Annotated in this window: 6 protein-coding genes; all 6 read left to right on the forward strand. The window is 68.2% G+C overall.

Features of this window, described 5'->3' with window-relative positions; genetic code table 11:
* Positions 1-74 precede the first annotated feature (74 nt).
* The 6 genes from ASE70_RS17675 to ASE70_RS17700 all read left to right on the forward strand — a co-directional run bounded on the left by ASE70_RS17675 (position 75) and on the right by ASE70_RS17700 (position 14,226).
* Positions 75-2,360: a beta-N-acetylhexosaminidase gene (locus tag ASE70_RS17675; RefSeq protein WP_235520051.1), complete on the forward strand. Its 2,286-nt coding sequence runs from the start codon at positions 75-77 to the stop codon at positions 2,358-2,360.
* Positions 2,357-4,969, forward strand: coding sequence for a beta-mannosidase (locus ASE70_RS17680; protein WP_056507659.1), 2,613 nt, complete (start codon positions 2,357-2,359; stop codon positions 4,967-4,969). The genes ASE70_RS17675 and ASE70_RS17680 overlap by 4 nt, the downstream gene beginning before the upstream one ends.
* Positions 4,966-7,548 (forward strand): glycoside hydrolase family 3 C-terminal domain-containing protein, encoded by a 2,583-nt coding sequence (locus ASE70_RS17685; RefSeq protein ID WP_056507660.1) that lies wholly within the window; start codon positions 4,966-4,968, stop codon positions 7,546-7,548. Before ASE70_RS17680 ends, ASE70_RS17685 begins: the two co-directional genes overlap by 4 nt.
* A complete protein-coding gene (locus ASE70_RS17690) occupies positions 7,545-9,839 on the forward strand; it encodes a GH92 family glycosyl hydrolase (RefSeq protein WP_056507661.1) in 2,295 nt (764 codons plus the stop codon). The genes ASE70_RS17685 and ASE70_RS17690 overlap by 4 nt, the downstream gene beginning before the upstream one ends.
* Positions 9,840-10,192: 353 nt before the next feature.
* Positions 10,193-12,316 carry a hypothetical protein gene (locus ASE70_RS17695; protein ID WP_056507663.1) on the forward strand — a complete coding sequence of 708 codons (2,124 nt, stop codon included), beginning with the start codon at positions 10,193-10,195 and terminating at the stop codon, positions 12,314-12,316.
* A complete protein-coding gene (locus ASE70_RS17700; protein WP_082451117.1) occupies positions 12,313-14,226 on the forward strand; it encodes an alpha-L-fucosidase in 1,914 nt (637 codons plus the stop codon). The genes ASE70_RS17695 and ASE70_RS17700 overlap by 4 nt, the downstream gene beginning before the upstream one ends.
* Positions 14,227-14,272: the final 46 nt, after the last annotated feature.

The following is a 14,272-nucleotide window of genomic DNA, read 5'->3' on the forward strand; positions in this document are numbered from 1 at the left end:
GGGCCTTTTTTCGTTCGGGCCGCTAGAGTTCCTGGCACAGCGAATCGGCGTGCCAGCCACAGGGGAGTATCAGCGTGAAGCATTTGATCTGGGCGGCGCTTGCCGCGACCACCGCGACCATCGCTCCGGTCCATGCGCAGACCGCCCCGCTCCTGCCCCTGCCCGCGCGGATCGCGCCGGCCAGCGGATCGATCACCATCGCCGATGGCGCGGGCATCGTCGTGCCGGCCGGCGATAGCGGCGCCGCCACCGCCGCGCGGCTGCTGACCGACCGGGTGAAGGTCGATCGCGGGCTGACCCTGACCAGCACCGCCACCGGCAAGATCCGCTTCGTTCGCGATGCGGCGATCACCGGTGACGAGGCCTATCGCCTGACCGTCACCCCAAAGGCGATCACGATCACCGCCAGCGGCGACCGGGGCCTGATCTGGGGCGCGATGACGCTGGCCCAGCTGCTCAGCCCCGACACCAAATTCGGCAAGCCGGTCCGCATCGCCGCGACCGTCATCGACGACAGCCCACGCTTTCGCTGGCGCGGGCTGATGGTCGACGTGACGCGGTCGTTCCAGCCGATCGAGACGCTCTACCCGATCGTCGACACCATGGCCGCGCAGAAGCTCAACACGCTGCACATGCACCTGTCGGACGATCAGGGATGGCGCGTCGAGATCAAACGCTATCCCAAGCTGACCGAGATCGGCGGCTTCCGCTTTCCCCCCGTCGCGGGCGGTGCCCCGGGTCCGAAGGTCGGCGGGTTCTACACGCAGGACGAACTGCGCAAGCTGGTCGCCTATGCTGCGGAGCGCGGCATCACCATCGTCCCCGAAATCGACATGCCCGGCCATGCGCAGGCGGCGGTCGCGGCCTATCCGGAAGAGGTCGGCGTGCTCGGCGACCGCCCGCCGGTCGGGCATGACTGGGGCGTCAATCCGTGGCTGTTCTCCCCTTCCCCGCGCAGCATGACCTTCATCAAGAACGTGCTCGACGAGTTGCTCGACATCTTCCCCGGCCAGTTCATCCATGTCGGTGGCGACGAGGCGGTGAAGGACCAGTGGCAGCGTTCGCCCGAGGTACAGGCGCAGATGCAGGCGCTGGGCCTCAAGACCGAGAACCAGATGCAGGGCTGGATGATCTCCGAACTCGGCAAATATCTGGCGTCGAAGAATCGCCGCCTGATCGGCTGGGACGAAATCCTCGAAGGCGACGTGCCCACCAGCGCCGCCGTCATGTCGTGGCGCGGCGAGGCGGGCGCGGTCGAGGCGGCGAACAAGGGCCATGACGTGGTCATGTCGCCCGCCCCCAACCTCTATCTCGACAATATCCAGTCGACCGCCGGCGACGAACCGCCCGGCCGCATCGGGCTCCAGACGCTAGAGATGGTCTATGGCTATGAACCGGTCCGCCCCGGCGTGACGGCACAGGCCGCCGCGCACGTGCTGGGGGCGCAGGGAAATGCATGGTCCGAATATCTGGCGACGGCGAAGCAGAAGGAACACGCCACCTTCCCGCGCCTGTCGGCGATCGCCGAATTTACGTGGAGCCCGCGCGACAAGCGCGACTTCAAGGGGTTCGTCGAACGCATCCAGCCACAGATGCTGCGCTATCAGCGGCAGGGGATCGCCGCCGCCGACGCGGCCTTCGCGGTCGGCTACACGCTCGATGGGTCGAACGGCGACGTGCTGCGTCAGAAGCTGCCCAAGCTGACGATGGCCACGCAGACCGGTGCCGGCACGATCCGCTACACGCTTGACGGCAGCCAGCCGACCGCCCGCTCGCGCGCCTATGCCGCGCCGATCGCGGTGAAGCCGGGTCAGGTCGTCACGGCCACGGCGTTCGCGAAGGACGGTCATGCGCTCGCCGTGCCGCGCCGCTTCGACGCGACCCGTCCGGCGCTGCTGCGCGCGACCGGCGGCAACGACATGGTGGCGTGTCCCAAGGGGGCGCTGGGCCTGCGCGTGCCGCTGGTCTCGGGCCAGAGCGGCGATGCGCCCGCCTATAACGTCAACCTGTTCGACACCTGTACCCAGGCGCTGAAAATGCCGCTCGACGTCACACAGGCGTTCAAGGTCACCGTCGCGCGCCTGCCGCGCAACTATGGCCTCGCGCATGACGAGGGCAAGGTCCGCCTGCATTATTCGGTCACGCAATATGGCGAGCTGGTGATGCGGGTCGGCGGATGTGACGGCGTGGTCGCCGCGACCTTCCCGCTGCCCGATCCCGACACCGCGCCCAACCGGTTCGACTTCACCGGCCGTTTCCCCAAACAGGCGGGCGATGCCGATGTGTGCCTGCAATTCACCTCGCCGCTGTCGCATCCCTTCTACACTATCGACACGCTGCAACTGGAAGAGTCCAAGTGAAGCCAGCCCTGTTCCTGTTGCTCGCCGCCGCCCCTGCCGCACTCTGGGCCGCGCCGCGCGAAACGGTGACGCTCGACAAGGGCTGGGAGGTTCGGCTCGCCCCCGGTGATCCGGCGGCGAAGGAGCACCCGAAGGCCGCGCGCTGGCTGCCCGCCAGGGTGCCGGGCTATGTCCAGACCGATCTGATCGCGGCGAAGATCACGCCCGATCCCTTCCTCCGGCTGAACGAGGCGACGATTCAGTGGGTCGGGCGCAGCGACTGGGACTATCGCGGACGCCTGAACGCGACGCCGGCGCTGCTGGCGCGCGACCATGTCGATCTGGTCTTCGACGGGCTCGACACCTTTGCCGAGGTGTATGTCAACGGCACCAAGCTGCTCGCCGCCGACAATGCGCACCGCCGCTGGCGCGCCGACGCCAAGCCACTGCTGAAGACCGGCGCGAACGAGATCCGCATCGCGTTCAAATCGCCGCTCGGCGTGCTCAAGCCGATGGTCGCAAAGATCGAAAATCCCCTGCCCGGCGAATATGATTCGACCGCCGGCGACGAGCCCGAGGCGCGGCAGACCTCGCCCTATATCCGTAAGCCGAAATACCATTATGGCTGGGACTGGGGCCCCCGCATCGTCAATGTCGGCCCCAATGGACCGGTCCGCGTCGATGCATGGGACGATGTCCGCATCGATAGCTTGCGCGTCCAGCAGGAGGCGGTGACCCCGGCCGAGGCGCGCCTGTCCGCCGACGTGACGCTGATCGCAGATCGCGACGCGACGGTGCAGGTCGATGCGATCGTCACCGCGCCCGACGGCAGCAAGGTCCGCGCGACCCGCACCGTCGCGGTCACGGCGGGCGAGAACCGGGTGAGCGTACCCGTCGCCATCGCCAACCCGAAGCTGTGGTATCCCGCCGGCTATGGCGCGCAGCCGCTTTACACCGTCGACACCGAAACCCGGCTCGACGGGGAACTGGTGGACAGCCAGCAACGCTCGACCGGCATCCGCACCGTCGAACTGGTGCGGGAGAAGGATGCGATCGGTCGCGGTTTCCTGTTCAGGATCAACGGCGTGCCCGTCTTCGCCAAGGGCGCGAACCTGATCCCGTTCGACAGCTTCGGCCCGCGCGTCACCGATACGTATATGGCGCAGATCATGGGCGACGCGCAGGCGGCGAACATGAACATGCTGCGCATCTGGGGCGGCGGCATGTACCTGCCCGACAGCTTCTTCGACACCGCCGACCGGCTGGGGCTGATGATCTGGTCCGACTTCATGTTCGGCGGCGCGATCACCCCCTATGACCCCGAGTATCGCGAGACCGTGAAGATCGAGGCCGAGGAACAGGTCGACCGCGTACAGGCGCACCCCTCGATCGTGCTGTGGTCGGGCAATAACGAAGTGCTGTCGGGCTGGGAGGGCTGGAGCGACCGCACCGCCTTCAAGAAGCGCGTCGGGGCCGACGAACAGGAACGCGTCGGCGTCGGCATGGCGATCCTGTTCGACCGTGTGCTGCGCGATGCCGCCTCCGCCCGCGATGCCGACGTGCCATACTGGCCCGGCAGCCCTAGCGCCAATTACGAGGGCAAGCCCGATCAGGACGGCAATGGCGACCGCCATTATTGGGACGTGTGGGGCGGCAAGAAGCCCGCCACCGCCTATCTCGACAGCTGCCCGCGCTTCATGTCCGAATATGGGCTGCAGGCGATGCCCGACATGGCGACCATCGCGAAGTTCGCGAAACCCGCCGATTACGCCATCGACTCGCCCGTCATGACCGCGCACCAGAAATTCCTGAAGGGTGCCGGGCAACAGCGGCTGCTCGACTATATCCGGATGCGTTATCGTGAACCCCGCGACTTCGCCGACTTCGTCTATCTCAGTCAGGTGATGCAGGCCGACGGCATCCAGCTGGGCGCGCTCCACCACCGCGCCTGTCGTCCGGTGACCAGCGGCACGCTCTATTGGCAGTTGAACGACGTGTGGCCCGGCGCATCCTGGTCGAGCATCGATTATTATGGCCGGTGGAAGGCGCTGCACTTCGCCGCCCGCCGCTTCTTCGCCCCGCTCGCCATCTCGGCGGCACGCAAGGCCGATGGCCCGACCGAGGTTGCGCTGATTTCCGACGCGACCCGGCCGGTCACCGCGCGCTGGCGGGTGCGGACGATCGATGCCGATGGCCGCGTCGCCAGCCAGTTCGAACGCGCGGTGCAACTGCCGGCGCTGTCGTCGACGAAAATCGCCACGCTGACCGACGCCGATCTGTTCAAGGGTGCCGATCCCAAACGCAGCTTCGCGGTGTTCGAACTGCTGGTCGATGGTCAGCCGACCTCGCGCGCGCTGGTATCGGCGCTGCCCGAAAAGGCGATGGACCTGCCCGATCCGGGACTTACCACCAGCTGGTCGACGCAGGACGGCAAACCGGCGCTGACCATCACCGCCAAGCGGCTGGCCCGCGCGCTGTGGATCGGCTTCGGCACACTCGACGTGCAGGCGTCGGACAATTTCCTCGACCTGCTGCCCGGCGAAAGCGTGACGGTGACGATCGACGGCAAGGCATCGACCGGCGCACTCAGGAAAGCGCTGCGCCTGCAAACGCTGGGAGCGAACAAGTGAGCATCCTTCTCGCGCTGCTCGCCGGGGCAGCGGAACCCGATCCGCAGATCGCCGCGACCATCGCCGCGATGACCCCGGCGGAAAAGGCGGCGCAGCTGCAAAGCACCGCCCCGGCACAGGGCGACGTGCTACCCGCCTACGACTATTGGAACGAGGCGCTGCACGGCCTCGCCCGCAACGGCGTCGCCACCGTCTTTCCGCAGGCGATCGGGCTGGCGGCGACATGGGACGCGCCGCTGATGGAACGGATCGGCACCGTCGTGTCGACCGAGGCGCGCGCCAAATACAATGCGCTGCCGGGCAGGAACCGGCGGCGGTACGAGGGGCTGACCCTCTGGTCGCCCAACATCAACATCTTCCGCGATCCGCGCTGGGGGCGCGGCATGGAAACCTATGGCGAGGACCCGGTGCTGACCGGCGCGATGGCGGTCGGCTATGTCCGCGGGCTGCAAGGACCGGACCCGCTGCAGCCCCGCGTCATCGCCACGCCGAAACATCTGGTCGCGCATAGCGGGCCGGAGGCGGGCCGCGATGCGTTCAGCGTCCAGACCGCACCCTATGACATGGAGGCGACCTACCTCCCCGCCTTCCGCCGCGCGCTGACCGAGGGGAAGGCGCAATCGGTGATGTGCGCCTATAACGGCATTCACGGCGTCCCGGTCTGCGCCGCCGGCTGGCTATTCAACGAACGGCTGCGGCGCGACTGGGGCTGGAACGGGCTGGTCGTGTCGGACTGCGACGCGATCGGCAACATCGCCCATTATCAACGCTATGCCCTCGACAACGCCGCCGGCTCCGCCGCCGCGATCAATGCCGGCATGGACCTGAACTGTGGCGCGGCCTATGCCGCGCTGCCCAAGGCGCTCGAACGCGGCCTGACCACGCCTGCCATCGTCGACCGCGCGCTTGAGCGTACCTTCGAAGCCCGCAAGCGCCTCGGCGACGCGTTCGGCAGCAAGAGCCGCTGGGACTCGATCCCGGCCAGCGCGCTCCACACCCCCGCCAACCGCGCGCTTGCGCTGGAGGCGGCGCGCAAATCGCTGGTCCTGCTCCAGAATAACGGCGTCCTGCCGCTGAAGCGCGGTGCCCGGATCGCGGTCGTCGGCCCCAATGCCGACAGCCTCGACGTGCTGGAGGCCAATTACAACGGTACCTCCGCCGATCCCGTAACGCCACTCAAGGGCCTGACCGACCGTTTCGCCGTCACCTATGCGCAGGGGTCGACGCTGGCCGACGGCGTGCCCCTGCCCGTGCCCCAGACCGCCTTCGGTTCGGGCCTCAAGGCGGAGTATTTCGCCGATCCGGCGATGACCGGCGCGCCCGTCCTGACCCGCACCGACCGCACGATCGATTTCAACTGGCGGCGGACCAGCCCCACGCCGAAGCTGCCGGTCGACCGCTACGGCGTCCGCTGGACCGGTAGCCTGACCCCGCCGGGGCCGGGCCGCTACACGCTGCGCATCGACATCAACCGCTGCTGGGACAAATGTTCGGGCCGCGACGCGGTGAAGCTGTGGGTCGATGGCCGCGACGTGCTGAGCGCCACCGGCACCGCCGCCGTCGAGGGCGCGGCCAACGACAGCAAGTCCGAACGGACGGAGGCGACGCTCGACTTCGCCGATGCCAGCCCGAAACCCTTCCGCCTCGACCTGACCCATGCCAGCACCGACGACAGCATCCGCCTGACATGGATCGCGCCCGCCGCCCCACAGCGCGCACAGGCCGTCGCCGCTGCGCAGAATGCCGACGCGGTCGTCGCGTTCGTCGGCCTGTCCCCGGCGGTCGAGGGCGAGGCACTCCGCCTCGAAGTCGCCGGCTTCTCGGGCGGCGACCGCACCGACATCGCCCTGCCGGCGGCGCAACAGCAACTGCTCGAAGCGGTCAAGGCATCGGGCAAACCGCTGATCGTCGTCCTGCTGTCGGGCAGCGCGGTGGCGATGGAATGGGCCAAGCAACATGCCGACGCGATCGTCGCCGGCTGGTATCCGGGCGAGGTAGGCGGCACCGCCATCGCCGACGTCCTCGACGGCACGACCAACCCGTCGGGCCGCCTGCCGGTCACCTTCTACGCCAGGACCAGCGACCTGCCCGCCTTCGTCGACTATAATATGAAGGGCCGGACCTATCGCTATTTCGACGGCCAGCCGCTCTGGGGCTTCGGCCATGGCCTCAGCTACACCAGCTACGCCTATGCCGACGCGAAGGCCCCGGCGACCCTGACCGCCGGCCAGCCCCTGACCGTCACCGCGCGCATCACCAACACCGGCAAACGCGCCGGCGAAGAGGTCGCGCAAGCCTATCTGATCGCCCCCGCTGCCCTCAACAAGGTCGGCGCATGGAACGACCCGGTCCTGCGCCACAGCCTAGTCGCCTTCCAGCGCGTCGCGCTGAAACCCGGACAGGCCAAGACCGTGACCTTCACCCTCGACCCGCGCCTGCTCAGCACCGTATCGCTCGACGGCACCCGCGCGGTGCGGCCGGGCGATTACCACCTGTTCATCGGCGGCGGCCAACCCGGCAGCACCGCCGGACAGGACATCGCCTTCACCATCGCGGGCACGCAGGAGTTGCCGAAATGACGACGCTTTCCCGCCGCGCCCTGCTCGGCGGCACCGCCGCACTGGCGCTGATCGATGCCCTGCCGGTCGGTGCGGCCGGCACCGCGCCCGCCCGCCCCGACCTGTTCATCGGCACCGGCGGCGACGGCCATACCTTCCCCGGCGCGACCATGCCGTTCGGGATGGTGCAGCTGTCCCCCGACACCGACACCGCGCGCTGGGCGACCTGTTCGGGCTATCACAAGGATGACGGCTCGATCCTCGGCTTCAGCCACACGCACCTGTCAGGCACCGGCATCGGCGACATGCTCGACGTGCTGGTTGTGCCGACGCGTGGCCCTGTCCAACTCGACGGCGGCCCGCTCGACGACCCCGACAAGGGCTATCGCCAGCGTTTCTCGAACGAGGTCGCCGAACCCGGTTACTATGCCGTCACTCTCGAAAGCGGCGTCCGGTCCGAACTGACCGTCACCGACCGCACCGGCATCCAGCGTCATCGCTTTCCGGCCGGCCCCGGCCATATCCTGATCGACCTGTCGCATCTGGTGATGGAGGGGCCGAACCAGCGCCCCTATATCGACGAAGCCGCGCTCACCCTTGAACCCGATGGCAGCATCACCGGCACCCGTCGCGTGTTCCGCTGGGCGAAGGGCCGCCGCATCTTCTTCGCGATGCAGTTGTCGCGCCAGCCCGACCGCATCGAATTCTTCGGCGACAACGACACGCCCGCCGGTGACCAACGCGTCACCGGAAAACGCCTGAAAGCCGTGCTGCATTATGACGACGCCGGTGCCGCGCCGATCGTCATCCGCACCGGTATTTCCGCCGTCGACCTCGCGGGCGCGAAAGCGAACCTGACCACCGAAGCGAAGCATTGGGATTTCGATCGCTACGCCCGGTCGGCACGCGCCGCATGGGCGCGCGAACTCGACCTGATCCGGTTCGAGGGCGGCACTGCGCAGCAACGCACCGTCGCCGCCTCGGCGCTCTACCACGCGTCGATCGGGCCGACGCTCTTCTCCGACAGCGACGGTCGCTACATCGGCCTCGACCGGCAGGTGCATTCCGTGCCGAAGAGCGAGGCGGCGTACAGTGCCTATTCGCTCTGGGACACGTACCGCGCCTTCCACCCGCTCCAGACACTGATCCGTCCGACGCTGACGCAAGCCTTCACCCGCGACCTGATCCGCCAGACGCAGCAAAGCCCGTTCGGCCCGCCCGTCTGGCCGCTGCAGGGGGTCGAGACCGGCACGATGATCGGCTGGCACGCCGTTCCCGTCCTCGCCGAAGCCCGCGCGAAGGGCGTCGCCGCCGATTATGCCGCGGCATGGGGCGGGGTAAGCAAGCGTTCGTTCGACTGGTCGACGCCCAATCTCGACAACAGCATCGGCGTGCGCGCCTATGACGAACTCGGCTATGCGCCCGCCGACCGCATCTTCGAAAGCGTGTCGAAGACGCTGGAATTCGCCTACGACGATTATGCCGGCGCGTTCATCGCCGATGCGGCGGGCGACGCCGCCGGGGCCGCCCGCTTGCGCAAACGGTCGGGCAACTGGCGCAACGTGTTCGATGCGAAGATCGGCTTCGCGCGCGGACGGCTGGCCGATGGCAGCTGGGCCGAACCCTATGCCCCCAATGCGCTCGGCCATTCGAAGAAATGGCGTGACTTTACCGAGAGCAATGGTTGGCAGGCGACCTTCCTCAACCAGCACGACATCCAAGGCCTGATCGCGGCGATGGGCGGCGACGCCGCGTTCGAGGCGAAGCTGGACGGGCTGTTCACCGCCTCCTCCGAACTCCCCGCCGACGCCCCGCCCGACATTTCGGGACTGGTCGGGCAATATGCGCACGGCAACGAACCCAGCCACCATGTCGCCTATATGTACGCGTGGTGCGGCGCGCCGTGGAAGACGCAGGCGATGGTCCGCCGCCTGCTGACCGACATGTACCATGACCGCCCCGACGGCATCATCGGCAACGACGACTGCGGCCAGATGAGCGCCTGGTATCTGCTCTCCGCGCTCGGCTTCTACCCGGTCGACCCGGTCAGCGCGACCTATGTGCTGGGCAGCCCGCTGTTCGACCGCGCGACGGTACAGGTCGGCAGCGGCAAGCGGCTGATCGTCGAGGCGCGCGGCAACGCCCCCGACAAACCCTATGTCCGTAGCGTCACGTGGAACGGACGGCCATGGACAAAAAGCTGGATCGCCCATGCCGATCTGGCGAAGGGCGGGCGGCTGGTGTTCGAGATGTCGGCCGAACCCAACAGGGCGTTCGGTCGCGATCCCAAGGACCGGCCCGGCCACGCATGATCGCCGCCGCCCTTCTCGCCACCGCCGCGCCGGTCGTCATGCCGCTGGATATCGCCTGCGTTGTCGGCACCGACCCGGCGGCGCAAGTGCTGCGAGAGCGGTTGCAGGAGCGCGGCGCGGTCTGCCCTTCCCCGTCATCCCGGCGAAAGCCGGGATCCATGGATGGGCAGACGGCAGCGAAAGAGCCGAGAACACCCGATACAATGGATTCCGGCCTTCGCCGGAATGACGAAGTAGCGGCAGGCACCATGCCCCGCCAGCCAGCGTACCCCCGCGCAGGCGGGGGTCCAGAGCCAAGCAGAACCGACGGTTGTGAGTCCCACTCTGGATCCCCGCCTGCGCGGGGATACGGAGTGCGCGCGGTTCCGGTCACCATCCGTTTCGCCTCCGCCCGGATGACCCCCGAAGCCTTCGCCATCACCACCACCCCCCGCACGATCACCATCCGCGCCGCGACCACCCGCGCGCGCCTCTACGCCGCCGGCTGGCTGCTCCGCAATCTCGACGACCTGACCCTCACCAACCCGACCAACGTCACCGAAACCCCGACGATGGCGATCCGCGGCACCCAGATCGGCTACCGCGCCAAGAACAACAGCTATGACGCGTGGGACGTGCCGATGCTGACCCGCCGCATCGAGGATGTCGCACTGCTCGGCGGCAACCGCATCCAGTTCGTCGCGCCGGTGTCGGACGATGCCGCCACCTCGCCGCTCTCCCCGCTCCCCGCCACCGAAACCCTGATCGCGGTCGCTGCCGCCACCCACCGCCTCGGCCTCGACGTCGCGCTCTTCTATCCGCTGCTGCGCGATTACGAGAAACCCGGTAGCGCCGACGCCGAAGTCGCCGACTTCGCGACGCTCGCCGCCAAGCTCCCCGTGCTCGACGCGCTCTACATTCCCGGCGGCGACCCCGGCCACACCGCCCCCGACCGGCTGTTCCCGGTCGCCGAACGCATCGCCGGAACCCTCCGCCAACGTTTCGCAAAGGCCGAGGTCCTGCTCTCGACCCAAGGCTTCGATGCCGCCGGCCTGAACGCCTTCCACGCCCAACTCGCCAAGAACCCGCGCTGGCTGACCGCGATCTTCGTCGGTCCGCAGACCCGCGACAGCATCGCCGAGCATCGCCGCCGCATCGCCGGCCGTTACCCGATCGAAACCTATCCCGACACCGCGCACACCATGCACGCGCAATTCCCGATCCCCGACTGGCATCCTGCGTTCGCGCTCACGCAAGGCCGCGAGCCGGTGAACCCCCGCCCCGCCGCGACCCAGCGCATCTTCAACTATCTCGCCCCGCAAACGCGCGGCTTCGTGACCTATAGCGAGGGGGTCAATGACGACTGGAACGTGAGCCAGTGGTTCCGCCTCGGCTGGAACCCGGCGATCCCCGCCACCGATATCGCCGCCGACTATGCCCGGATGTTCGTCGGCGACATGGCCTTCGCCGCCGTACCGCACGCGCTGGAAACGAACTGGAACGGCGATCCGTCGGCCAATGCCGGGATCGATGCCACCGCCCGGCTGGTCGCCGACCTGAAACCCGCCCGATGGGCCGACTGGCGCATCGACCTCTATCGCTACCGCGCCACCTATGACGCGCTGGTCCGCCACCGCCTGATCGCCGCAAGGGCCGCACAGGGCGAGGCGCTCTGGACGCTGCGTCAGGCACCCGCCACCGGGGCCGAACCGGCCGTCGTCGCCGCGCGCTTCGCCTATGCCCGGCCCGAACCGGCGATGATCGCGCCGCTGCGTGCCGACCTGACCGCCATCGCCGACCGGCTGTGGCGGCGCGCGCGGATGCAGTTGTCGGTCCCGCGCCACGGTGCCTCCAACTGGGAACGCGGTGCCAATCTCGATCGCGCCGATATCCAGCTCAACGACCGCACGTCCGTCGAAGCGGCGATGGCCGAGGCACTGACCCGGCCGGACGCCGCCGCCCGCCTCTATGCGATCGGCGATCCGTGGCGCAGCCGCGACATGGCGCTCTACGACGATCTCGGCGACCCGACCGCCGAACCGCATCTGGTGCGCGGCGCAGGGTTCGACGCCGATCCGCAATCGCTAGCCAGCGCGATCGACGGCGTCGCCGACCATATCCCCGATCAGGGCTGGCGCATGGCGGACCTGAGCTATGCCGAGGGGCTGTACGAAACCCCCGTCCGCCTGTCGTACACCGGGCTGGAGCGAGGTCGCCGCTACCGCCTGATCGCGCGCTGGGCGGGCGAGGACTATGCGCTGCCGATGCGCCTGGCCGGCGACGGCGTCGAACTCCACGATTTTCGCACGCGCAAGGGCGATCGTGAAACGGTCGAAACCCTGATCCCGCAAACCCTTACCGCCGATGGTGCGCTGACCCTCGAATGGCACCGTCCAGCCGGCATCGGCGGCGGCGGGCGCGGTCATCAGATCGCGCAGACGTGGCTTATCCCCGAACCCCTTTCCCCCGAACCCAAAGCCCCCGGAGCAGAGCAATGAAGTTTTCCCGCCGCAGCCTGATGGGCAGCAGCCTGATCGCCGGTGCCGCCGCCTGCACCCCGCGCACCACGCCCGGCGTCGCTGCCGCGCGCGACTGGCACGTCCTGCCTGCGCCATGGGGGGCCACCCCCTCGCCCCGCCAGCTCAAATGGCATGATCGCCGCCAGTACGGCTTCATCCATTTCTCGATCAACACCTTCACCGACAAGGAATGGGGCTATGGCGACGAAGACCCCGCCCTGTTCAACCCGACCGATTTCGACCCCGACCAGATCGTGGCGGCGGCCAAGGCCGGCGAACTCACCGGGCTGATCCTGACCGCCAAGCATCATGACGGCTTCTGCCTGTGGCCGACGATGTTGACCGAACATTGCATCCGCAATTCGCCCTATAAACAGGGCAAGGGCGATATCGTCGGCGAACTGGCGGCGGCATGCCGGCGCGGCGGGATCAACTTCGGCGTGTACCTGTCCCCATGGGACCGCAACCGCGCCGATTACGGCACGCCCGGCTACATCACCTATTATCGCGCGCAGCTGACCGAACTCTGCACCCGCTACGGCAATCTGTTCGAAGTGTGGTTCGATGGCGCGAATGGCGGCGACGGCTATTATGGCGGCGCGCGCGAGACGCGGAAAATCGATGCGGTTCAATATTATGACTGGCCGTCGATCGTGAAGCTGGTCCACGACCTGCAACCGGACGCCTGCACCTTCGATCCGCTCGGGGCCGATATCCGCTGGGTCGGCAACGAGGACGGCCACGCCGCCGATCCCTGCTGGCCGACCATGCCCAACGAGCCGTACGATCAGGCCAAGGGCAATACCGGCGTGCGGGGGGCCGAATTGTGGTGGCCGGCGGAGACCAACGTGTCGATCCGGCCGGGCTGGTTCTATCACGCCGATGAGGATGCTCAGGTAAAATTACCCAGCAAAATCATGGAGATGTACGATAATTCGGTCGGCCATGGCACGACCTTGCACCTGAACCTGCCCCCCGATCGCCGCGGTCGCATCCACGACCGCGACGTCGCCAGCCTGACCGCGTTCGGCAACGCGCTACGTGCAACCTTCGCCAACAACCAGGCCGATGGCGCGGTCGCGACCGCCAGCGCCGACCTGTCGGGCACTTCCGCCCGCAACGTCAATGACGGCAATCCCGACACCTATTGGCTCGCCCCGCCGGAAGCCAGAAATGCCAGCCTTATCCTCGACCTGCCGCCCGGCCGCAGCTTCGACACGGTGCGCTTGCAGGAATGGTTGCCGCTGGGCCTGCGCGTCACCCGCTTCGCGATCGACGTGTCGGACGGCGGCGATCAATGGACGACCGTCGCCGAAAAGGACATGGTCGGGCCCCAGCGCCTCGTCCGCCTGCCCCAACCGATCAGCCCCCGCCGCGTGCGCTTCCGCACCGTCGCCGCCGAAGCCGGTCCGGCGATCCGCGAATTTGCGCTGTTCCGCTCGGTCGCGCCCGTCGACCTGCCGCCGCTGAAGGTCACCGACGCGAGCATCGTCGACCGGGCGGGGTGGAAGGTAACCGCCGCCAGCGCGCCCGGCGGCGAAGCGATCCTCGACGCCTCGCCCCGCACCGCCTGGACCAGCCCCGCACCGGCATCGCTGACCATCGACATGGGCCGTAGCGAGACGCTGGCCGGCTTCACCCTGACGCCGACCCGCCACGTCGATCCGAACGCTGCCCCGCCAATGAAATACCGCGTGGAAACCAGCGTCGACGGCAAGACATGGACGCCGGGCGGCGAAGGCGAGTTCCAGAACATTAACTACGCCCGCGCGACGCAGCGCCTACCCTTCCCGAAGGCCCGCGCCGCCCGCTACCTCCGCTTCGCCTTCCCGCAGCCGGCGGTGCCGGCACCGGCGATCGCCGTCGCGGGGATCGGGGCGTTCCGGTGAGATAGAACCGCTCATCCTTCCCCGTTCGGTTCAAGCAGCTTCGAGC

The organism is Sphingomonas sp. Leaf22 (assembly GCF_001421715.1).
In the GTDB taxonomy this organism is placed as follows: Bacteria; Pseudomonadota; Alphaproteobacteria; order Sphingomonadales; family Sphingomonadaceae; genus Sphingomonas.

What these genes read in the sequence shown, in the direction of transcription:
- ASE70_RS17690 (WP_056507661.1), top strand. Translation starts at nt 7,545, where the DNA reads ATGACGACGCTTTCCCGCCGCGCCCTGCTCGGCGGCACCGCCGCACTG.
- ASE70_RS17700 (WP_082451117.1), top strand. Translation starts at nt 12,313, where the DNA reads ATGAAGTTTTCCCGCCGCAGCCTGATGGGCAGCAGCCTGATCGCCGGT.